This window comes from Haloarcula sp. CGMCC 1.6347 (assembly GCF_037078395.1).
Taxonomy (GTDB): Archaea; Halobacteriota; Halobacteria; order Halobacteriales; family Haloarculaceae; genus Haloarcula; species Haloarcula amylolytica.
Window position 1 is genome coordinate 1,359,646 of sequence record NZ_JAYMGX010000002.1, and the last position, 22,141, is coordinate 1,381,786.

Annotated in this window: 22 protein-coding genes; 10 read left to right on the forward strand and 12 right to left on the reverse strand. The window is 65.5% G+C overall.

Annotated elements, in window-relative coordinates; translation table 11 throughout:
* The first annotated feature begins 36 nt into the window (after nt 1–36).
* From VI340_RS15475 to VI340_RS15490, 4 genes are all read left to right on the forward strand, one after another.
* Nucleotides 37–1,335, forward strand: a complete 1,299-nt coding sequence (locus VI340_RS15475; protein WP_336358684.1) for an amidohydrolase — start codon at nt 37–39, stop codon at nt 1,333–1,335.
* Nucleotides 1,336–1,474: 139 nt separating this feature from the next.
* Nucleotides 1,475–2,440, forward strand: a complete 966-nt coding sequence (locus VI340_RS15480; protein ID WP_336358685.1) for a hypothetical protein — start codon at nt 1,475–1,477, stop codon at nt 2,438–2,440.
* A gap of 44 nt (nt 2,441–2,484) precedes the next feature.
* Nucleotides 2,485–3,762, forward strand: a complete 1,278-nt coding sequence (locus VI340_RS15485; protein ID WP_336329577.1) for an adenosylhomocysteinase — start codon at nt 2,485–2,487, stop codon at nt 3,760–3,762.
* 360 nt (nt 3,763–4,122) lie between these two features.
* Nucleotides 4,123–4,578: an acyltransferase gene (locus VI340_RS15490; RefSeq protein WP_008307048.1), complete on the forward strand. Its 456-nt coding sequence runs from the start codon at nt 4,123–4,125 to the stop codon at nt 4,576–4,578.
* Between the two features lie 294 nt (nt 4,579–4,872).
* Here the strand turns inward: VI340_RS15490 and VI340_RS15495 are convergent, their stop codons facing one another.
* A complete protein-coding gene (locus VI340_RS15495) occupies nt 4,873–6,393 on the reverse strand; it encodes an MATE family efflux transporter (protein ID WP_008307042.1) in 1,521 nt (506 codons plus the stop codon).
* A gap of 170 nt (nt 6,394–6,563) precedes the next feature.
* Nucleotides 6,564–6,716, reverse strand: coding sequence for a hypothetical protein (locus tag VI340_RS15500; RefSeq protein ID WP_336329578.1), 153 nt, complete (start codon nt 6,714–6,716; stop codon nt 6,564–6,566).
* 291 nt (nt 6,717–7,007) lie between these two features.
* On the opposite strand from VI340_RS15500, the gene priL reads away from it, so the two are divergent.
* A complete protein-coding gene (gene priL / locus VI340_RS15505) occupies nt 7,008–8,084 on the forward strand; it encodes a DNA primase regulatory subunit PriL (protein WP_336358686.1) in 1,077 nt (358 codons plus the stop codon).
* On the opposite strand, the gene VI340_RS15510 is transcribed toward priL, so the two are convergent.
* Nucleotides 8,081–8,290 carry a DUF7472 family protein gene (locus VI340_RS15510; protein ID WP_014039142.1) on the reverse strand — a complete coding sequence of 70 codons (210 nt, stop codon included), beginning with the start codon at nt 8,288–8,290 and terminating at the stop codon, nt 8,081–8,083. The genes priL and VI340_RS15510 overlap by 4 nt on opposite strands.
* 129 nt (nt 8,291–8,419) lie before the next feature.
* Here VI340_RS15510 and VI340_RS15515 point away from each other — a divergent pair, with 129 nt between their 5' ends.
* On the forward strand, nt 8,420–9,067 hold the full coding sequence (locus VI340_RS15515; RefSeq protein ID WP_336358687.1) for an SWIM zinc finger family protein: 648 nt from the start codon (nt 8,420–8,422) through the stop codon (nt 9,065–9,067).
* A gap of 18 nt (nt 9,068–9,085) precedes the next feature.
* Here the strand turns inward: VI340_RS15515 and hjc are convergent, their stop codons facing one another.
* Nucleotides 9,086–9,604 (reverse strand): Holliday junction resolvase Hjc, encoded by a 519-nt coding sequence (gene hjc, locus VI340_RS15520; RefSeq protein ID WP_336358688.1) that lies wholly within the window; start codon nt 9,602–9,604, stop codon nt 9,086–9,088.
* A gap of 195 nt (nt 9,605–9,799) precedes the next feature.
* Here hjc and VI340_RS15525 point away from each other — a divergent pair, with 195 nt between their 5' ends.
* Complete coding sequence (locus tag VI340_RS15525) at nt 9,800–10,750, forward strand: DUF4382 domain-containing protein (protein WP_336329580.1); 951 nt, start codon at nt 9,800–9,802, stop codon at nt 10,748–10,750.
* Between the two features lie 13 nt (nt 10,751–10,763).
* On the opposite strand, the gene VI340_RS15530 is transcribed toward VI340_RS15525, so the two are convergent.
* The 4 genes from VI340_RS15530 to nirK all read right to left on the reverse strand — a co-directional run bounded on the left by VI340_RS15530 (nt 10,764) and on the right by nirK (nt 14,303).
* Nucleotides 10,764–11,375 carry a DUF7139 domain-containing protein gene (locus VI340_RS15530; RefSeq protein ID WP_336329581.1) on the reverse strand — a complete coding sequence of 204 codons (612 nt, stop codon included), beginning with the start codon at nt 11,373–11,375 and terminating at the stop codon, nt 10,764–10,766.
* A 36-nt stretch (nt 11,376–11,411) separates the two neighbouring features.
* Nucleotides 11,412–12,308, reverse strand: a complete 897-nt coding sequence (locus tag VI340_RS15535) for an alpha/beta fold hydrolase (RefSeq protein ID WP_336358689.1) — start codon at nt 12,306–12,308, stop codon at nt 11,412–11,414.
* Nucleotides 12,309–12,314: 6 nt separating this feature from the next.
* Nucleotides 12,315–13,058 carry a DNA polymerase sliding clamp gene (locus VI340_RS15540; protein ID WP_004516027.1) on the reverse strand — a complete coding sequence of 248 codons (744 nt, stop codon included), beginning with the start codon at nt 13,056–13,058 and terminating at the stop codon, nt 12,315–12,317.
* Between the two features lie 159 nt (nt 13,059–13,217).
* The gene (gene nirK, locus VI340_RS15545) at nt 13,218–14,303 is read right to left on the reverse strand and encodes a copper-containing nitrite reductase (protein WP_336358690.1); all 1,086 of its coding nucleotides are present in this window, start codon (nt 14,301–14,303) and stop codon (nt 13,218–13,220) included.
* Between the two features lie 319 nt (nt 14,304–14,622).
* On the opposite strand from nirK, the gene VI340_RS15550 reads away from it, so the two are divergent.
* Nucleotides 14,623–15,414, forward strand: a complete 792-nt coding sequence (locus tag VI340_RS15550; RefSeq protein WP_008307020.1) for a 23S rRNA (uridine(2552)-2'-O)-methyltransferase — start codon at nt 14,623–14,625, stop codon at nt 15,412–15,414.
* Nucleotides 15,415–15,432: 18 nt separating this feature from the next.
* Here the strand turns inward: VI340_RS15550 and VI340_RS15555 are convergent, their stop codons facing one another.
* The 3 genes from VI340_RS15555 to VI340_RS15565 form a co-directional block, all read right to left on the reverse strand.
* Entirely contained in the window at nt 15,433–16,131 is a 699-nt protein-coding gene (locus VI340_RS15555) for a queuosine precursor transporter (protein ID WP_008307018.1), read from the reverse strand.
* Complete coding sequence (locus VI340_RS15560; RefSeq protein ID WP_008307016.1) at nt 16,121–16,297, reverse strand: ribbon-helix-helix domain-containing protein; 177 nt, start codon at nt 16,295–16,297, stop codon at nt 16,121–16,123. The genes VI340_RS15555 and VI340_RS15560 overlap by 11 nt, the downstream gene beginning before the upstream one ends.
* A gap of 303 nt (nt 16,298–16,600) precedes the next feature.
* Nucleotides 16,601–18,793 carry a twin-arginine translocase subunit TatC gene (locus tag VI340_RS15565; protein WP_336358691.1) on the reverse strand — a complete coding sequence of 731 codons (2,193 nt, stop codon included), beginning with the start codon at nt 18,791–18,793 and terminating at the stop codon, nt 16,601–16,603.
* 104 nt (nt 18,794–18,897) lie between these two features.
* Between VI340_RS15565 and VI340_RS15570 the strand changes: the two genes are divergently transcribed.
* Complete coding sequence (locus tag VI340_RS15570; protein WP_336358692.1) at nt 18,898–20,514, forward strand: twin-arginine translocase subunit TatC; 1,617 nt, start codon at nt 18,898–18,900, stop codon at nt 20,512–20,514.
* A 1-nt stretch (nt 20,515) separates the two neighbouring features.
* Nucleotides 20,516–21,145 (forward strand): histidine phosphatase family protein, encoded by a 630-nt coding sequence (locus VI340_RS15575; RefSeq protein ID WP_008307011.1) that lies wholly within the window; start codon nt 20,516–20,518, stop codon nt 21,143–21,145.
* 44 nt (nt 21,146–21,189) lie between these two features.
* Here the strand turns inward: VI340_RS15575 and larE are convergent, their stop codons facing one another.
* Nucleotides 21,190–22,071, reverse strand: a complete 882-nt coding sequence (gene larE / locus VI340_RS15580; protein ID WP_008307006.1) for an ATP-dependent sacrificial sulfur transferase LarE — start codon at nt 22,069–22,071, stop codon at nt 21,190–21,192.
* Nucleotides 22,072–22,141: the final 70 nt, after the last annotated feature.

The window sequence follows — 22,141 nt, forward strand, 5'->3', positions numbered from 1 at the left end:
CGGCGAACTAAGACCCGCGGTTGCGAAGCCACCGCCATGAGTGAACTCCTCGTCACCGGCGGGCAGGTCCTCCGGCCGGACCTGACCGTCGAGCGTGCGGACGTACTGGTTTCACAGGACAGCGGCGATATCGTGGCGGTCGACGAACCGGGCACACTGGACGGCGACGACGAACTCGACGCCAGCGACGGCCTGGTCATTCCCGGGCTGGTCAACGCCCACACCCACGTCGCCATGACGCTGCTGCGCGGCCTCGCGGACGACAAGCCTCTCGACGCCTGGCTGCAGGAAGACGTCTGGCCCGTCGAGGCGGAACTGACCGCCGAGGACATCCGCGCCGGCGCGGAGCTCGGGCTGGTCGAGATGATCCGGTCGGGGACGACAGCACTATCGGACATGTACTTCGAGGTCGAGGAAATCGCGGACGCAGTCGACCAGGCCGGGATGCGGGCCGTTCTGGGCTTTACCGCAGTCACCGTCGGCAAGGACGACGAGGCCGCGCGATCTGACCTCCAGGAGAGCCTCGACGTGGCTCGGAAACTCGACGGGGCGGCCGATGGCCGGATTCGGACGACGTTCCAACCGCACTCGCTGACGACCGTCGGCGAGGAGTATCTGCGCGAGTACGTCCCGAAGGCCCTCGACGACGACCGTTCGATTCACCTGCACGCCAACGAGACGCGCGACGAGGTGACGCCCATCGTCGACGAGCACGACCAGCGCCCGCTCGCCTACGCCGACGACATCGGCCTGCTCGACGGCGACACCTACGTGGCCCACGGCGTCCACGTCGACGACAGCGAGATCGACCTGCTGGCCGAGACCGGCACCGGCGTCGCCCACTGCCCGGCCTCGAACATGAAGCTCGCCAGCGGGATGGCTCCGGTACAGGACCTACTGGACGCCGGCGTCACCGTCGGCATCGGAACCGACGGCGCGGCCTCGAACAACGACCTCGACATGTTCGACGAGATGCGCGATGCGGCGATGATAGGTAAACTCGCGGCCGACGACGCCAGCGCGGTCGACGCTGGCACTGTCGTCGAAATGGCGACCGAAAACGGCGCTGCCCTGCTGGGCTTCGACAGCGGCCGCATCGAAGTCGGCGCGAACGCCGACCTGGCCGTCATCGACCTCGACGCCCCGCATCTGACGCCGGCCCACGACCTCGTCTCGCATCTGGCCTACGCCGTCCACGGGAGCGACGTTCGCCACACGGTCTGTGACGGCGAAGTGCTCATGCGCGACCGCACTGTCGAGGTGTTCGACGAGCAGGCCATCCGGGAACGAGCGAGCGACCACGCGTCCGCGCTGGTCGAACGAGCCGGTGACTGAGTTGGTCTGATTAAACGCTGAGAACGGGTTTTAAACGGTATAAATATATTTCAGGCGGTGTTGTCGATGCTGCGAACGGCGTGAACGAGTTGAACGGGAGGGGGTGTTTATCGCTCTCTCGGCGAACGTATCGGGTACGATGCGCACCAAACTCTTCGCACTGTACGCCGCTGTCGGACTGGCCCTGCTGGCCGTCGGTCCGGGTCTGGCGGCCGCTGCGGACTCGGCCGGCAACACCGGCGCGGGGAACACCCTCGCGGTCGGTGTCTCACAGGCTGACGCCGGCAGCGCGACGGTATCGGTCACACAGAACGAGACGGGCGTCGAGAACGCCTCTGTCGCCGTGGCGACAGCTGACAACGCTTCCTACGCCGGAACTGGCAACTACACGACCGACAGTGACGGGACGGTCGGACTGCCAGCGCCCGAGCAGAACGTCACGGTCGACGTGACCGCGACGGCCGACAACCACACCGCGACGACGACGGCGGACCTGACCGTCGCGCCCGAGAACGTCACCGAATTCGACACCTTCGGACTCGAAGTGTCGGCCTACGTGAGCGACCTGTTGAGCGACGAGAACCGGACCGGCGGCATCGGCCCGGCCGTCGCCAGCTTCGTGACCGCGAACAACCCCGGCAACGCGCCGGACCACGCCGGCCCGCCCGCACACGTCACCGGCGAGAACGAGTCTGACGACAACGAGACCCACCCCAGCGAACGACAGGGCCCGCCGGCGGACATCTTCGGTGACGACGAGAACGAGACCGAAAACGAGACGGACGACCGACGCGGCCCGCCCGAGGACGCCGGACCGCCCGAGGACCGCGGCCCGGACAGCGATGACGACGAGAACGAAACTGAGAACGAGACGGACGACGACCGCCGTGGCCCTCCGGAAGACGCCGGGCCGCCCGAGGACCGCGATGACGACGACACGGAGAACGAGACCGAAGACGACGAGAACGAAACCGAAGCACCGGACGACGAGACTGAGGAGTCAGACGACGCTGACGAGGACGACGATGACGGCGGCAACGGCAACAACGGCGGCAATGGTGGCCCACCGGACGACGCCGGCCCGCCGGACGAGCGCGGTAACTGAGCGGCTTCGGTAGCGTTTTAGGAACTCTCTCCCTCTGTCGTGACATGACGACGCCTATTTCCGAGCGACTTGACGACCTCGACGAGGCTCGCGATTCCGGCCGCCGAAAGATGGACTGGGCCATCCAGCACATGCCCATCTGCGGCGCGCTTCGCGAGCAGTTCGAGGCCGACCAGCCCTTCGACGGCGAGCGAATCGGCATGGCGATGCACGTCGAAGCCAAGACTGCCGTCCTCGCGGAAATCCTCGCAATCGGTGGCGCGGAAGTCGCCATCACCGGCTGTAACCCGCTTTCGACACACGACGACGTGAGCGCCGCGCTCGACGCCGTCGACGGTATCACCTCCTACGCCGAGCGCGGCGTCGACGACGAGGAGTACTACGCGGCTATCGAGGCCGTCATCGACCACGAGCCGACCATCACTGTCGACGACGGAATGGACCTCGTCGCGGCTATCCACGAGGACTACCCGGAACTCATCGACACCATCGTCGGTGGTGCAGAGGAGACGACCACCGGCGTCCACCGACTGCGCGCGATGGACGAGGACGGCGAACTCGACTACCCCGTGTTCGCGGTCAACGACACGCCGATGAAGCGCCTGTTCGACAACGTTCACGGTACCGGCGAGTCCTCGCTGGCCTCCATCGCCATGACGACGAACCTCTCGTGGGCCGGCAAGACCGTCGTCGTCTCCGGCTACGGCGACTGTGGCAAGGGTGTTGCGATGAAAGCCAGCGGCCAGAACGCCGACGTGATTGTCACCGAGGTCGAGCCCCGCCGCGCGCTCGAAGCGCACATGGAGGGCTACGAAGTGAAGCCGATGGCCGAAGCCGCCGCCGAGGGTGACGTGTTCATCACGACCACCGGCAACCGTGACGTCATCGTCGAGGAGCACTTCGAGGCGATGCAGGACGGCGTCCTGCTCGCCAACGCCGGCCACTTCGACGTGGAGGTCGACCTCGACGCGCTGTCGGACCTCGCCGCCGACACCTACGAGGCCCGCGACGGCGTCCAGACCTACGAGATGGCCGACGGCCGCCGCCTGAACGTGCTGGCCGAGGGCCGGCTGGTCAATCTCGCGACCCCCATCGCACTGGGCCATCCCGTCGAGGTGATGGACCAGAGTTTCGGCGTGCAGGCCGTCTGTGTCCGCGAACTGGTCGAGAACGGCGACGACTACGAGGCCGGTGTCCACGCCGTCCCGGACCGACTCGACAAGGAGGTCGCGGAAATCAAGCTCGACGCTGAGGGCGTCGACTTCGACTCGCTGACTGACACCCAGGTCGAGTATATGGATTCCTGGCAGCACGGGACGTAGGTTCTCGCGCCAAGCGCGAGAACCGAACAGTCGAACGGGGAGCGATGCGACCCGTGAGACGTAGGGCGGGGCGCGACCGTAAGGAGCGGCCCGCCGGAACGCGCAGCGGGGAACGCAGCGACCCGCGAGACATAGCGAGGCCGACCAGCGGGAGGCCTCGAATACCCGTGCGGGGAGCGATGCGACCCGTGAGACGTAGGACGCTCCGAACGAAGCGAAGACCGCCTTTCAGTCGAGCGGCGGCATTCCTCCCAGAGCGCCGACCACTGGCGACTTTTTTCGAGCCGCGCTACGACTCCCATATCCAGTTCCGACACTGGCCGCCGCCACGATGATTACGGTCGGCGCTGACATCCGCATATGGCTGTTCACGAGACCGTCCAGGTCGAGAACGCGACGCTGGGCAACGTCGAGATTCGGGAATACGTGACGATCCACGACGCCGACATCGGTGACGGCGTCCAGATTTACGAGGGGGCATCAATCAAGAAGGCGACCATCCACGGACCGACCGATATCAACGCGAACGCCTACGTCGAGAACGCGACGCTTGGCGAGTCCGTCCAGGTCGGGCCCAACGCCTCCATCGTCGGCGTAACCCACGACCTCACCGACGCGGGCATGGAGTTTCAGAACGACACGTTCGACGAGATAACCATCGAGAACGGGGCTTTCGTCGGTGCTGGCGCGGTGGTTCTCCCGGGCGTCACGGTCGGCGAAAACGCCGTCGTCGGTGCCGGAACCACCGTCACCGAAGACGTCCCAGCCGAGACCGTGGTCCGGAGCGCCACGGAGACGGTACAGCGCTCCCTCTGATACTGTTGGCTGTAACTATTTTAAGATATTCGCCACCCCGGGTGGCGAAATTCTTCACAGACTTACAGCCGACAGTATGAGCGTTGGCACAGCATCCCGGTTTCAACGTCCCAGCGGACCGTCCCGGGAGATGGACAGCAAAACCACGCTGCGGCAGTGGCATGACCGGAAATGATATTTCGGCATTGTTCCGACCGAATCGGGGTTTGCGGTCCGGTTCCGGACACAGGCTACGATACTCAGACGATTTCTCGCCAGCGGACCGCCCACCGTGACTGATTGAACGAGCGGACGTTACGTCGCTGTCCCGTCGTCCTCGGCCGGTGATTCGGCGTCCGATGCTGCGTCGGTCGCGGTGGCCGGCTCGTCGTCCTCGGTCGCCAGCGAGTTGCCCAGCCAGCCGCCGTGCAGGAAGCAGACGGTCGCAGCTAGCGTCGAGACGACGTTCGAGGCGGCGATGCCGTACCACGCGCCGACTGCGCCGAGGCCGACGACGGTGATGAGGACCCCTGCCAGCGCGGCGCGGAAGCCCCACAGCGTCGTCAGGCCCAGAATCATGGAGAGCCGGGTCGCGCCAGCGCCGTGGAACGCGCCGTTCATCATGTGGAAGCCGGCCATCACGGCGTAGGTGGGCGCGACGATGTGAATGAACGTCACTACGTGGTCGGCCACGGGACCGCTGCTCGTGCCGGCAAACAGGCCGACGATGGGGCGGGCATACAGCGTCGCGACGACGCTGACGACCAGGAACGCCGCCACGAGGATGGCGCTGGCGTGGTAGACGACCCGCTTGGCGCGGTCACGCCGGCCAGCGCCGAGGTTCTGGCCGACGACGGTTTCGACGGCCATGCTCATGCCGACCATCGGGAGCCAGACGATGGTGGTAAAGCGGCTCCCGACGCCGTAGGCAGCAACGGCGTTGTCGCCGACGAGCGCGATCAGTACGGTCATCAGTGTGACCGACAGGGCCTGTGTGCTCTGCTCGACGCTGACCGGCGCGCCGATGCGGACGATCTTCCGCACGGGTGCCATCTGTGGTCGCAGTGCCGACAGCGACGGCGTGATGCCGACCCGACCGCTGAACAGGAGCCAGAAGCCCGCCACCGCGGCGAGCCCGCGGGAGCCAACCGTCGCAATCGCCGCCCCGGCGACGCCCATTCCCTCGAAGCCGGTGTGGGCGTAGAGCCACGCCGCCAGCGGTTCCAGACCGAGCCAGCCGAACAGGGGGTTGTCGGTGAACCCGAGGATAAACACCGGGTCGATGACGACATTGAGGGCCACGCTGCCGGTCATCAGGTACATCGGCGTCTTCGTGTCGCCCCAGCCCCGGAGCAGCGCCTGGAAGACGAAGAAGCCGAACATGAACCACAGACCGAGGAAGACGATGCGGGTGTACGACACCGCCATGGTGTGCACGGCACTCCCGGGCTGGCTGCCCAGCAGCGAGAGGAGCGTCGGTGTCAGCAGATAGCCGGCTATCGAGAGGGCGAGCGACAGCAGGGTCACGAAGCCCAGCGTCTGTCCGGCGACGAAGTTCACGCGGCCTTCGTTCTCTGCGCCGGTGTTCTGCGAGACGAGGATGGTCCCCGCTGCGGTCATGCCCCCGCCGACGCTGATGAGCAGGAACACGACGGGCCAGGAGTACGACAGCGCGGCCATCGCGTCGGTGCCCAGCCGGAGGACCCAGAACGTGTCCGTGAGGTTGTACACCGTCTGCAGGAGCTGGGTCGCCACCAGCGGCGCGGCAAGCGTCAGGAGGGGCCACAGCAGCGCGCCCTCGGTGAACCGCTCGGACTGGGCGGCGGCGTCACTCATCGCGCAGGCACCTCCACACGGGGACCATACCGACACGGTCGCTCCCCGTGGCGTAAATGCTATCGCTGGTTTGACAGAAACTCACATGCCCGTAGCAGGCAGGGCTCTCGCTTCACACAGATACAGAACCGCTCGCTCCGCTGGTGTCGCCGATAGACCGTCGCCCAGCCCTACTCGGTTACGTCGACGAAGACCGTCGACTGAACCCACGCGGACGGGTTTTCGGGGTCGCCGATGTGGGCGACCGTGTCCACGCCGACGTCGTACTCTTCGAATGTCGCTCTGATGCTCTCTTGTGAATCGGTATCGTGCTCGTGCGTCATCGATGTGCTCCGTGTCTCGTCTGGCAGTTCCCTCGTCGGGCATGACTGCACTGGTCCGGTTCCCCGACCGAACCGTGTGCAGTCGCCGACCCGCGTCCTTACCACATCTTATCACTGGAGAGTGGCGGGCATCCGTTTGTCTACTAGCTGTATTCACCCGTCGCCGGCCTGGGACTATATGTATAGCCTCGCGATATCGCCGCACTGACTCTCGAACCGGCTGTCGGGAATCCGACACCGACCGTCCCGGTGACGGCAATTTTATTCGCTCCCATCCGAAAGGTGGTGGCAATGGAACCGCTCCACGCACGCTACCCGTTTCTGGCGCGGTCGCGGGAGGCCGTCGAAGCCGCGGCGGTGGACTTGGGCGAAATCGTCGCCACGGACGAGACGGTCACGGCGCGCGCGCTGGAGCGGGTCGAATCGGCAATCACGGACGGTACTGTCGGGGAGCCACACCGGCGGACACGCGTCGAACTGTTGTCGTACCCGGTGGCCCGCGTGCTGGTGTCGCTCGTCGACGTCCACATCTGCACCCGGAAGTACGCGCAGGCGGAAGCCGAGGCGGCCTACGACCGGTTTACCGAGGAGTTCGAAACGACGACGGAGTTGAAATCGACTCAGCGCGAGACGCTGGACCGCACGGAACTCCTCGCGGAGTTCGACCTCGCAAGTGCCGTCAGCGACACTAGTGACGGCTACCGCATCGAGGTCGGCGCGTATCTCGACCTGGCGGCCGACCAGCGGGGCGATTCCTGGCGGCTGGTCAATCGGCCACTGGCCGACGGCGAGGTCAGGGTCACCGCCGAGGAACTGAACGTCCTGCTGAAGCAGGCAATACGTCACCGAGTCACCGACGGCTTGCCGTTCGACGTGCCTGACGCTATCGCGGACGAACTGACCGAGGAAGTCGACCGCCTCGAAGAAGTCCTCTCGGAACTGGAACTCACCCGCGAGATCGACACTGTCGTCCCCGAGCTGTTCCCGCCCTGTATGAAGTCCCTGCTCGACCAGGTGCAGAAGGGTGAGCATCTCGAACACCACTCCCGGTTTGCCATCGCGACCTTCCTCATCGGCATCGGGATGACGACGGACGAAATCGTCGACCTGTTCCAGGTCAACCCCGGCTTTGGCGAGGAGGCGACCCGGTATCAGGTCGACCACATCCGCGGGGATACCAGCCCGACGGAGTACTCGACGCCGGCGTGTTCGACCATGCAGTCCTACGGCGACTGTGTCAACATGGACGACCTCTGTGAGACCATTTCCCACCCGATGGGCTACTACGAGCAGAAGATAGACGACACCGACGAGGAGGAACTGGTCGACTGGCGCGAGGACGGGGACGACGAAGAGGCCGACGCCTAGAACTGCTGGCGTTCGAGCCAGAGGCCGGCAGCGGTCATAAACACGACGAAGAGGCCGATTGCGCCGATAAGCGCGTAGCCGCCCGTCGCCTCTACGGTTGACCCGTCCAGATACATCTGTGAGGCGGTGATAGTTGCGCCGACGAACAGCACGACGGCGACCGCCGAGATGACGATTTGCAGGAGCGTCTCCCGCTCGATATCCATGCTCTGCGGTTTCACAGGGCCGGCAAAAAGGGTATCGAAGCGCCGGAGCCCGACCGCCGAGCCATTTAGGGCCGTGTAGCACCTACGTTTCAACTGGACGCATTGGAAAATACAGCCGCGTCCGTACCTATGACGTTCATCGAGCCAACAGCCGACCGGCAGCATACCGCACTTGCACCGGACCTCCGTTCCCTCCCGGACCGGGCCGCCCGCGCCTGGACCGAGCGCATGGCCGTGCGCCCGCGAGCGGGCAGTACGTACGCTGTGACGACGGAGAGCGAAAGCACGTACCTCGTCGACATCGCACAGCACTCCTGTTCCTGCCCGGACAACCGCATCCGCGGCGAGCACTGCAAACACCTCCGGCGCGTCGCCATCGAAATCACTGCCAAGCGGGTCGCGCCGCCCGGCAAGGAACGAGCGATCTGCGACGTCTGCGGCGCTGTCACCTTCGTCGCCGCGGACGCACGGACGCCCCATCTCTGTGGCAACTGCCGACTGGAGACTGGCGACATCGTGCAGGACCGGGAATCGGGCGACAGACTCGTCGTCGTTCGCGTGGCCGACGAACGCGCCAGCGAGTGGACTATCGAGGCGACGGGTGAGACCGTTGCTGACCACGACACCAACGACGGCTACCCGCCCGACGACCTCGTGGTGCTGGCGACGTATCTCTCCGACGCCGTCAGCGCGACCGAGCCGCGAGAATACGCCTTTCCCCTGTCGCGACTTCGCCGCGTCGAGGACGCCGAACTCGTCGGCGGTGGGACCCAGTAACCAACGGCCTGCGACCCGCTATTCTAGCATCGCCGCGGCTTCCTCCTTGTCGAGGTCGCCGCGCTCGAAGGCCGACAACACGTCCAGCACGCTCTGGTCGGGGCCGTCGTCGGCCACCTCCGCCAGCGTGACCTTCTCGGAGTGGCCGACGAACTCATCGAAGTCCGTTCCGTCCGAGAGGGCCTTCTCCTTCTTGACGCGGTAGTTGCCGCCGTCGGTCGTGTGGAGGTCCGCCGGGTGGAAGAAGTACCAGTCCTCGCGGTCGAACCGGACGGCGATACGCGGCTTCGCGCCGAAGTTCCGGGCGAAAAACAGCAGCGCTTCGACCTCCTCGCCGGTGAGATAGATGGGGTCGCCGGCGCTGGATTTCGCCTCGATAGCGTAGAACGTCTCGCCGTCGCCCGAGAGCACGTCCGGCAGTTCCCGCTCGGTCGCGCTGCCGCTGGCCGGCGCGCGCATCACCGCAAAGCCCGCCTCGTCGAGTGCGTTGACCAGTTCGCGCTCGCGGCGGTCGCCCTTCGCGTTCGAGTTTGCCATTATCAGGACGTGGAGCGACGGGGGTAAAACCGTTCAGATACGGCCAGATCGTTCATTCCGTTCAGAGAGGTACAGTTCTATTTGACCTATCGCGGGGCATATACGCGCCAGTCCCATCCCACGCTATGGAATGAATACGTTCGCAACAGCAGCGATAGAATCGACAGCGACGACAGCGCAGACGGGACGTGGCCGATGAGACGACGACGGTTCATCGCCACGGGCGCGGGCGTCGGGGTCGGTCTTCTCGCCGGCTGTTCCGGGTCGAGCGACTCCGGCGGGTCTGACGGGACCAGCGGTGACGGAACCAGTGACGGCGGCTCCACCGACGAGGACGCGATGACGGACGACGGTGGAACTGTCGGGACGTTCCGGCTGCTGATCAGCGACCAGCCCGCGGCTATCGGCGACTTCGACTCGCTCGACGTGTCGTTCTCCAGGGCTCGTATCTTCCGGGCGAAAGACGACGAGGCGACGGAGGAAAGCGCAGACGCGACCGAGACTGACGCGACGGAAACGGCGACGGCCGAGGCAACTGAAACGGCCACGGCCGACTCAACTGAGACGGAGACGGCCGCGTCGACCGAGACAGAAACGGTAGATGACGCCGAGGACGAGGCCGAAGACGGCGAGGACACGGATGAGGAAGCTGACGAGAGTGAGGGCGGCTTCGTCGTCCGCGAACTCGACGGCGTGACCGTCGACCTCACCGAGGTCGTCGGGGACAAGGCCATCGGCGTCCTCGACGGCGAACTCGAAGCGGGCCGCTACAACAAGATCGAACTGTACGCCGAATCCGTCGACGGGGTCGTCGACGGCGCGTCGGTCGATGTGAAGATCCCGAGCGAGAAGCTCCAGCTCACCAAGCCGTTCGAAGTCGTCGCCGGCGAATCGGTCGACTTCGTCTTCGACATCAACGTCGTCAAGAAGGGCAACGGCGGCTACAACCTCCTGCCGGTCATCTCGGAGAGCGGCGTCGCTGGCAAGGATGTCGAAGTCGAGGAAGTCGGCGAAGGTGCAGATGCCGACGACAATGACGATGACGACGAGGAGACCGAAGTCGAGACGACGGAGATCGACGAGACAGACCGCGACTCGATGACGGAGTCGGACCGGAGCGGCAACGAAACGACGGCCGCCGAGTAACGCTCAGCTACGCTTAGTCTTCGATTCGGGACTCCAGTTCCTGAATGACCTCGTCGGTCGTGCCGCCGTCGCCACGAACCGCCTGCGTGTAGCGCTTGTACTCCTGTGGGGACACCTGCACAGTCTTGGTTTCGCCTTTGTGCGAAATTTCCAGTTTCACGGTGCCGTGTGGGTTGTTCCGACGCCGGAAGCTCGCCATCGCGGTAAAGACGAACCAGAACGCCACACACGTCCCGATGAAGTACGCCATCGTCGTTTCGAACGCCAGCGTCTGCCCGCCCACCGTCCAGTTGTAGGGATATGCTACCTGAAACAGCCCGACGCCGACTAGACAGAGGAATGCGCCGACGGTGACACCGCTCTGTTCCCGGCGGCTCGAGGGGAGCACGGCGACGACGCTCAGGAACATTGCGGGGATTCCCAGCCCACCCAGCGTCCCGCCGAGTTTCTCGGCAGCGTGGGGTTCGGTTGCGCCGACGACTGCCGACAGCGGCGTCGTCACCAGAAGTATCGCCACGACCACCGCCAGCGCGCCGACGAACCCCAGGGTCGCACCGGCAACGACGCGGCGGGGATCGCGTCCCTCCCAGCGCCGGTCGTTGTACGCGTCCCCGAGGTTCTCCATACCGGCCCGTTGGCACCCGACCCACAAAACGGTACGTCAGACGCGTGTGCGACGCTGTACGGCGGCCAGCGCGTCGTCGCCAGCAGCTGTCAACGTACCGAGATGGTCGCTGTCGACGAGGGCGAGCGAGGCGTCCGGAAGCCGCTGGGCGAGGGCTTTCCCAGTCGACGGGGCGACGTTGGCGTCGTCTCGCCCCTGAAACACGGTGACCGGCACCGAAATGTCTTCGAGGGCAAACGGCCACGGCTGCGAGAGGAGTCGCTGCTCGCGGATGATTCCGCTCGGACCGCGTGCCATCGAAGTGAGCATATCCGCACGGACGATCCGGGCCACCTCGTCGGCTGTCAGGGCATCCGTTTCAGGCGTCTCCTCGGCGACGAACCCGACGGCGTAGGACGGGTCCCGGCGGAGGGCGAACCATCGTTGCAGGCGAAAGAGCCGGCCGAGCGCCCACGGTGCGTGGCGGGACAGCGCCCCCACGAACTGCTGGACGCGCCCCGTCGCGCCGATCGACGGGGGGCCGCTGCTGCCGATGAGGGCAATCCGCTCTATCTCGGGCAGTCGGTGACAGGCCAGCGCGAACGGGCCGCCGCCGGAGAAGCCGACGGCACCAGCCGCGTCAATGTCGAGATGCGACAGGAGATGTGCGGCGTCGTCCGGCCAGTCCTCGAGCGTGACAGAAGCGTCTTCGGAGTTCCCGATGCCCGGCCGGTCCGGGGTGACGAGGCGGACGCCGCGCTCGCGGGCCGGTGCGGCGAGTAGCCGTGCGACGACGTGTGACCCGGGCGTCCCGTGACAGAAGAGGACCGGATAGCCGTCGGCGTCGCCGTACGTGGCGTAAGCCAGCCGCCGGCCGTCTGGCAGCGAGAGCGACCCCGTCTCGGAATTGTCCGGCAGCCAGTCGGTGGCCGGAATCGGCGGCGCGGACGCCATCCGTCGTTATTCGCTCTGGATGCGCGGCGCGAGCATGTAGGTGACCCGGCCCTGCCCCTCTGCGAAGCTGAAGTGCATCTTGACCGGGAACTCCTCGCCGAGTTCCATCTCGACCTCGGCGTCTTTCGGGATGGCCTTGTTCATGTTCTTCAGGTAATCCAGCGAGAACAGCGAGTGGGCGTCCCCGGGGGTGAGGTCGATGAGGTCGTCGCGGGTGAGTTCGAGGTGGACGTCGTCGGTGTCGCCCTCGGCGTCGACGTAGAACAGTTCCTCTGTCGCGTCGACACCCAGCGCGATGTGGTCGCTGACCATGTCCGCGGCGGTCACCGAGCGGTCGATGTCTTTCCCCTCGATGACGATGTTCGCCGAGAGGTCCAGGTCCGGGAGGTCTGGCTCCTGGCGGATGGAGTCGGGGTCGATCAGCGCGAGGGTGTATTCGAGGCCGTCGATAGAGATGTGGAGCTTTCGGGTCTCCTCGTCCAGGTCGAGGTGGACGAGCTGGCCGGCGTCGGCCATGCCGGCGATGTCTTCGAGCCGGGAGAGATTGACGCCGATGAGCCCACCGTCAGTCTCGTAGGACTCGAACGCCGCCGCGTCGAGCCGCAGGTCGACCATTCCAACGTTTGCCGGGTCGACTGCCCGGATTTCCAGCCCGTCTTCTTCGAGGTGGATCTTGCACTCGTCCACCAGCACGCTCACAGAGTCGAGAGTCGCCTGGAGCGTGTCTGCGCTCACGATGGCGTTGAACATCTTGAACCGGACTATGCCCCCATCCATTAAAAAGTCCCTCATTGAAACCGCGTGCGCGCGAGCGACCGCGGACGGGGCCGCGGTTACGAGCGATACCGGCTATCGAGTAATCGGGCCGAACGCGAAGCGGCAGTGCGGAGCGTTCCTCCGGCGAAGCGGTCAGACCTCCGGTTCGAACACGTCGGGGTTTGCCGCCCCTTCACGGTTGATGACGGCCATCATGCCCTTGCGGGCGACTCGCGAGAGCGCGTGATCGACCAGTTTGATGGGGCCGGGCACCTCGGCGTGGAGGGTCGCGATGGCACAGGACCCCGGCTTGACCGGCGTGGTCTGGACGAACTTGTTCGGCGGCCCGGCGATAGAGCCCTGTTGCCAGACCTCGTCCCAGACGGAGCCGATGGGGTGGAAACTGGAGTCGAGGTTCGGACCGCCGGTCACGAAGTACACCCGGGCTGTCTCACCCACCTGCATGCTGGGCGCGCCGTGAACGTCCGGCGTGATTGCGTACTTCTCGCCGTTCATCAGGACGTACGTCGGCTCTTCGGCCGCCATCGCCTCCATGTCGAAGTCGTGGTGCCCCTTCTCGCCGGTGTCGCCGGTGGTGTACAGTTCGTGCTGGCCGAAGTAGAACTCGTGGTCCACTTCGGGCAGCCCGTCTTTCGGCTCGACGAGTATCATCCCGAACATCCCCGAGGAGATGTGCATATCGAGGTTCGGAACGGCGCAGTGGTAGATGAACGCGCCGGGGTAGGTGGCCTTGAACCGGAACGTCTTGGTCTGGCCCGGCGTGACCATCGACGCCTCAGCACCGCCACCGGGGCCGCGGACCGCGTGGAGGTCGATGTTGTGGGGCATCGAGTTCCCCTCCTCGTTCGTGATGGTGAGTTCGACGGTGTCGCCACGGCGGACCCGGACCATCGGGCCGGGAATCTGGTCGTCGAAGGTCATGTACGTGTAGGTGACGCCCGGCTCAATCTCTGCGACCTGCTCTTTGGTGGTCATCTCGACCGACACGGTCTTTGGCTCCGACCGGTCGATGGGGTCCGGGATTGCGGTCGGGTCCGCGGCAATACGGTCGACGTCAGTCTGTTGTGCGGCGTTCATAGCTGGCTCCTGTGGGGTCGTCTTCGCCTCGGTCGGTTGCTCTTTTGCGCCCGGTGCGCTGGCACAGCCCGCAAGCGCGGCCGTGCCGACGCCCAGGGCTTTTAACACCCGCCTCCGCGTCGCCGTCGGAATGGTTGACATTGGGAGGTCACTTCCTACAGATAGGACTCAGCGCGTGACCTGTATATATGGAGACGGCAAATCTCAGCCGCTGAGACGTGTTCTTGCTCGGTAAGAACAGTACTGAACGTGTTCGGCTTGATGGTAAAGCACGTAGTCACGTCCTTGGCGCTTGCCCTGATTGTCGGTGCGGCGATCGACTGGCGACTGTCGTGCCGTGGCTCGGCCGGAAACTTCGAGTCGGCATCCATTTCAGCGCTGACCGCCTCCCCACTACTATGACTGCGATTTCGCCGCATTTCGGCGCTCAAAACGTGTCACAGCGCGGTGTGAGGTAACTATGTCGGGCAAAGACGACTACTACAACAGAGCGAAGCAGGAGGGGTACCGCGCGCGGTCGGCCTACAAGCTCCAGCAGCTAGACGACACGGCCGGCTTGCTGGGCGAGGGGCGGACCGTCGTCGACCTCGGGGCTGCCCCCGGCGGCTGGATGCAGGTCGCGGCCGAGCGCATCGGCGAGCGCGGGACGCTGGTCGGCGTCGACCGCCAGACCATCGACGAGCTGGAGGACCCCGAACCGACCGTCGAGTACGTCCGCGGCGACATGACCGAGGACAGTACGAAAGACGAGATCCGCGAGATCGTTGGCGAGGGAGACGGCAGCGGCGGCCCGGTCGACGTGGTCATCTCAGACATGGCCCCGAACATGACTGGCCAGTACGACCTCGACCACGCCCGGTCGGTCCACCTGGTCCGGCAGGCCTTCGAAGTGGCGACGGACCTGCTCGACGCGGGCGGGGACTTCTGTGCGAAGGTGTTCGACGGGCAGGACCTCGACGACCTCATCGCCGATATCGAACCGGAGTTCGAGTACGTCCGTGAGGTCCGTCCCGACGCCTCCCGTGACTCCTCCTCGGAGCTGTATCTGGTGGCGAAACACCGCCTGACCGGGCCGGTCCGCGAGGGTGACATCGTCGAAGTCACTATCGACGACATCGGCGAGGAGGGTGACGGTATCGCTAAAGTCGAGAATTTCACTGTGTTCGTCAGCGGCGTCGAAGCGGGTGAAACCGTCGAGGTCCGCATCGACGACGTGAAGCCCCGGTACGCGTTCGCCGAACCGGTCGAGTGAGCCGCTGGCAGTCGTTTTTCAGTCGGCCCGTGCCGGGGTCGGTGCGACGTCGTTTCGCCGGGCGAAGCCCACGACAGCGTAGACGAACGGCGTGTCGAGGACGGCGATAGCGAGCTTCAGCAAGTACTGGCCGACGATGAGCGCCAGTGCCTCGGCCGGCGGGACGCCCTGAAACAGGATGAAGCCGACGCCGACGAAGATGACCGTATCCAGTAGCTGGCTGGTGGCCGTCGAACCGATGTTACGGAGCCAGAGTTTCTCGCCGTCGGTTCGGTCCCGAAGCCAGTGGAAGACGAACACGTCCCAGTTCTGGCTCACGACGTAGGCCGACAGGCTGGCGACGACGATGGCCGTGCTGGCCCCCAGAACGTTCCGGAAGGCCGCGAGATCCACCGGCTGGGCCGCCTGCGGGAGCCCGGGGGCGAAGATGGTACTCCAGACCAGCGCCAGCAGGACGAAGTTCATGGCGAAGCCGACGTTGACGACGACCGTCGCGGCCCGCCGGCCGTACAGTTCGGCGTAGCAGTCGGAGGCGAAGAACGTCAGCGCGTACGCCAGCGCGGCCCCGGGCAGGACGAGCGTCGACCCGGCGAGCGGGAGCGAGAACGGCAGCGAGAACGCGAGCAGCTTCGAAGCGGTCACCTGTGAAGTGACCAGCGCCGTCACGAACAGCGCGACGAGGCCGACGCGCACCGCCTCCGACCGCTCACTGGTCATCGTCGAGTCGTCCCTGACGTTCATCGATGTCGTCAAGCACGTCGAGCGTTTTCCGCACCGAGGCCCGAATGGCTTCGCTTCGGTTGACGAACTTCCCGTCTTCGCCGACGTGCTTGTCGATGTCGTTCAGCAGTTCGGCCGGGACCTCCACGCTTATCTTGGGCATATCTGAGGAATATATCAGGGGTGAGCATATGTACTGTGGTTCGACGACCGTCTGTCTCTACGTAGACGGCATGCGCCGGGATGACTATCTGACTCGTTTTGTTTTGCAGTTACTGTTGTGGAATATACCCGCAGATTGAAGCGGCAAGCAACGCTCGGACGTCTACCGCTGGCGGTGGGGGCTCGTCGCTGTATTCGTGGTGGTAGCGCTGCTACCGACCGCTACGAGTATCTTCGTACGTTCCATGACAGCGACGACGGCGTAATCATCGTCGAATACGATTCCAAGCGTCCGTGGCTGCGGTCAGTCAGCCGGTTCGCTGCGGCGGTTCGTCGTCCGCCGGCCGCCGAGCGTGTACACCCAGAGGATGCCGAGACCGAGCATATACGCCAGCGCGGTCGGAATGCCGACGATGAACATCGTGAAGATGCCGCTGGGCGAGAGAATCGCCGAGAGGGCGACGATGGCGATGACGACCTCCCGCCAGCGCTCGTACATCAGGTGGAACGGGATGATGCCGCCCTTGTGGAACAGGAACATCGTCACCGGGATCTCCGCCAGCAGGCCGATGCCGATGGTGAGGAAGAACACGAGCCAACCGAACTTGCTCACGCGGTAGGCGATGACCATGTTCGAGTTCAGCTGGTCGTAGGCGATCCAGGAGATGGTCATCGGGGCCACGTAGAGGAACCCGAGCAGGCTCCCGCCGATGAGCGCGGCGAACAGCGTCCCGCCCCAGATGCCCAGGATGTTGCGGTTGCCGATGACGAGGCCGCGCTCGCGCATCGCCGGCCACGCGAAGTACAGCACCACGGGGATGACAGAGACGGCCCCGAGTATCGTCGAGAACTTGACGATGAACACCAGGTGCTCGACGGGGTGGAGCGTGACGATGCTCACGTCGGCGGCCATCTCCGGCGGGAGTCGGCTGACGAACGTCCGCTGTATCGACCCGATGCCGCCCTGGTAGAGGAACAGGAACGCGGCGGCGAGCACTGCCCCGAAAATGCCCAGAATCACGAACGCCCGGGAGGCCAGCGCGCTGAGGATGAACTGGATGTCGTAGTAGTAGCCGCCGATCTCGTCTTCGGTGGTCTCGTCCTCGGTGAAGGCGTCGACCATGCCGGCGGTCGTCGAGGTGAACACGCCCGCCTCTTCCTCGTCCGCTTCGGCGGTCCCGTCCGCGCCGTCGCCACCTTCACCCACCGAGTCGTCCTTGTGGGCCATGTCCCACCGGTCGAGGACGGCCTGGGCTTTCTCCTTGTTGTCGTCCGCGAGGGCGCGGTCGGCGTGAGCGAGCGCCTCGTCTTCGGTCATCTCCTCGAACACTTCCGGCGGGGCGACCTCGACGGCCGAGGCGTTGAGTTCGTCGATGTCGATGGCCGTCGGGTCGCCGACCTGCCCGGGGCCGGCCTTCTCCGAGAGGGCGGTCAGGACGTGGTAGTAGAGGACGACGACAGCGCCGATGACACCGAACACGGCGGCGAGAAGCAGCGCCGTGCTCTCGATGGGGAGCCCGAACAGCGCTGGCGGCTGGATGTCGCCGGTGAGCCGGTCGGAAGGGAACACCTCGGCGAACCGCTGAACGTACTGAAATGCCGGCGTCGCCAGGACGTAGTACACCACGCCGCCGCCCAGCACTGCACCGCCGAGAATCGTGTTCCAGTGCCCGCGGGCGACGCTCCACGTACTTACCAGGTCACCGGAGCGACGGACCAGCATCGCGAGCTTCGCCAGCGCGAGGCTGATGCCGTAGAGGCCACACAGCGGCGCGGCCCACATAATCTGGGTGAAGGGGTCCGGCGGCGAGAACAGCGCGCCGAAGGCGAAAATCCCCATCACCGCGTAGCGCCACTTGTCCCGGAACGTCTCGTAGGGGACGATTTCGGTGTAGGAGAGCACCGTCATCACGAGGGGCAACTGGGCGGCGAGTCCGAAGGAGACGGCCAGCAGGAAGACGAACTGGAACCACTTGACGATGGAGTACTGCGGCGTGAAGCCGGCTTTGAAGGCGTCGCCGGCGAGGAAATTGAACATCAGCGGGAAGAACAGCTCGTAGGCGTAGGCGACGCCGCCGAAAAACAGACCCAAGCTGATCGTGACGAACAGCGCGCCCTTCCAGGTCGGGATGTGTTCTGCCGGCCACCAGCCGCGCTGGCGGAGCCCGTCGCGGCCGAAGTAGATCAACAGCGGCAGCGACATGAGAATCCCGATGACGGCCCCGATTTTCACCTGCAGGAGGATGACGTCGAACGGCGTGACCGCCACGATGCTCGTGGCCTCCTGCGTAGTGAGGTCCATCTGCGAGTACAGGAGATCGGCACGTAGCGTGTCCCAGACACCGTACTGCAGTCCCATGATCGTCCCGATCATCCCGATGACGAAGACGATGAACACCTTCTGGAGGTGCACCTGCGCCGAGCGGAGCATCGCGCCGAGCGTGGCGCGCCCGCTCTGGACCGTCTGGACGGTGTCCTCGTCGATAGCACTCGCCATCTTCTCTGTGCCTAGCCCAGTGGGCGTTATCAATTTATTCATCCCGGTGACAGCCACTGCTCGAAAAGAAAGTTTACAACACCCACCGTCTAAGCCCGGGACAGATGGAGGACGGTGACGCAGACGACGAGCGGCGCGGGTCCGAAGAGCCGCCACTACCGTCCGACGACGAATCCGACGAGTCGTCGATCCCCACCGACCCCGTGGCCGAGGCCGATGCCGATCGGGAGACGGACGAAGTAACGAGCCCCGGTCCCGCACCGGCCGGCGGCAATGAGGATACCGTTGGCTCTCACGCCACGCCGACTGAATCCGAATCCAGCGCCGGGCTGTTTGACCGGAACGCGTCGGACATTGCTGCCGCTGTCCCGGCAGATGTCCCGACCGACTGGGGCAAGTCGACGCCGTCACCGGCTGGTGGCAGTGCCGCACCGACCCACGGCGGCGGGAACGCACCCACCTACGACCCGGATGAGGACATCGTCGACGAGGGCGCGCCCGACGACGAGGAGATGCCCCTCGCCGACCACGTCGAGGAGATGGCGATGCGGCTGTTCGTCGTCGTCGGCGTGATGGCCGTCGTCGCCGTCATCGCCCTGCCGTACTCAGACGAACTCATCAATTTCCTGTGGTACTCCTTCCTCGATGGCCCGGCAAGCCAATGCGGTCAGGTCGCGACGAATGCCGAGGGCAGTGTCGTCGAAGGGGCGGACTGTCCGAACGTGTACAACCCGCTTGCGCTGATTCTCGCGCGGCTGAAAGTGTCCTCGCTAGTCGGCTTTATCGCCGCCTTGCCGGTGTTCGTCTACCAGACGTACCTGTTCATGCGGCCGGGACTGTACCCCCGCGAGCGTCGCTACTACCTCGCGGCAGTCCCGACCAGTCTGGTCCTCGCAGCCGTCGGCGTCGGCTTCGCGTACTTCGCCGTGCTGCGGGCGATGTTCGACTACTTCATCACCTACTCCGACCGCGCGGCCGACCTGGCCTTCGGCCTGAGCGAGACGTTCAACCTCATCATCCTGATGCTCGGGCTGTTCGCGCTCATCTTCCAGATCCCGCTGTTCGTGATGCTCGCGGTGATGATGGGCGTGACGACGCGCCAGTGGCTTCAGGACCGGCGGCTGTACTTCTGGGGTGGCTTCGCCGCCGTGGCGTTCCTGTTCAGCCCGGACCCGACCGGGATGGCCCCGCTCATGGTCGCCGTGACGATGATCGGGCTGTTCGAGGGGACCCTGCTGCTCCTCCGCTGGACCGGCAGCACGTCGCCGGTCCCGACGGCGGACGACCTCGCCGCGCGCCGCCCCGCCGCGTGGCTGGTCTTCGGTATCGCCGGCTACGTGCTCAGCCCCGCGCCGGTACCGACGGGCTACTACGAGCAATTACCGGCCACGGTTACTGAGACGCTCGCAGCCGTTGGCCTCGGCAACGCCACACCGATGCTCGTCGGCGGTGGGATGATCGTCCTGTTCGAGGCGCTGGCGTACGTGAACAAGAACTACTACGGCTCGGTCAGGCTCTGGCGCGGGTTCCGGGCCGCCCGCCTGCCGGTGTGGGCCGTCGCCATCGTCGTCGGCTACCTCGGCAGCCCCGACCCGACGCTGTTCCGCCTCGTGAACCAGTTCAGCCTCCCGCGAAACGCCGCTATCGCCGTCGCCGCCGGCCTCATCCTCCTCTACGAGGGGACCATCGCCGTCGCGCGCTGGCGAAGCGGGGAGGCATAATATGGAGACGCTGCTCGTGGCCCGGCACGGCCAGACGACGTGGAACCGTGACGGGCGCATCCAGGGATGGGCACCGAGCAAACTGACCGACCAGGGACAGACGCAGGCCAGGGCGCTCGGCGCGTGGCTCGACGACCGCTACGACGTGGACCGCGTTTTCGCCTCGGACCTCCGGCGCACCCGCGAGACGGCCGCTGCGGTCGGGAACGGCTACGGCAGCCTGCCCGACCCCGAATTCGATACCGACTGGCGCGAGCGCGGCTTCGGAATCGTGCAGGGCCTGTACGCCGAGGAACTGCTCGGCGAGTACCCCGACCACGACCGGGACGCGAGCGTCATCTCGCTCGATGCGGCCCCGGAGGGCGGCGAGGGCATTCCGACCTTCCGCGGGCGGGTCGAGTCGGCGTGGGACCGAGCGATTACGACCACCGACACCGGCGAGACGACGCTGGTGGTCACCCACGGCGGCGTCATCAAAGTCCTGCTGGCGAAACTCACGGACAAAGATCCGGACGCGGCGCTGGCCAAGGACTCGCAGCCGAACTGCGCCGTCAACGAGATTCGGCTCGATGGGGACGGCCCTGAACTGGTCGGCGAAGAACTGACTGGCTGGCGGACGTTGCTTGACTGAGCGGTCGTCGCCGCTGAGAACTATGTTCGATGAGCGTGGGCTCCTCAGTCGACGGACGGGTAGTCGGCGTCGAACACGTTGCTGACCACGTCCTCAGTCTCCGCTTCGGCTGGCTCCTCCGTTTCGGGGCTCACACTGCCGGTTTCGTATCCGTGGAGGTCCAGCGTTACGTGGTCGAAGCCGCAGTCCTCGATGTGGTCGCGGGCGGTGCGGACGAAGTCGGGGTCGAGCGCGGTTTCGAGCTCTTCCTCGCCGACCTCGATGCGGGCGAGGCCGTCGTGATCGCGCACGCGGAACTGTTCGAAGCCCCACGTTCGCAGGAGGCGCTCGGCTTTCTCGACACGGGAGAGGCGCTCTTCGGTGACTTCGAGGCCGGTCGGAATCCGCGAGGAGAGACAGGCCATGGAGGGCTTGTCGGCTACGGAGAGGTCGTATTCGCGGGCGATTTCGCGGACTTCGGACTTCTCGATGTCATGTTCCAGCAGCGGGGAGTAGGCGTCGAGTTCCTCGACGGCGCGCAGGCCGGGGCGGTGGCCCTCGCCCACGTCGGAGGCGTTCGTCCCGTCACACACCACGTCGATGCCGAGCTCGCGGGCGCGGTCGTACATCGCGCCCAGCCGCATCGACCGGCAGTGGTAACACCGCATGTCGTCGTTCTGGATGAACTCGTCGCTGTCGAGTTCGGAGAACTCCACAATCTCGTGACGGATGCCGATTTCCTCTGCGACGCGGGTGGCGTCCGTCAGCTCGGCGGCGGGGAGCGTCTCAGATTTGGCGGTACAGGCGATGGCGTCGTCGCCGAGGGCGTCGTGAGCCAGTGCGGCGACGACACTCGAATCGACACCACCGGAGAAGGCGATCAGCACGCCGTCTCGCGATTCGAGGTCTTCGCGGGCGGCCGCTAGCTTCTCCGAAACAGCAGACATGGGATTCCCTTCTCGGTGGAGCGCAAAAACGCCTTCGCGTTCGGTGTTCAGCTGACGTGGTCGAAGCGGT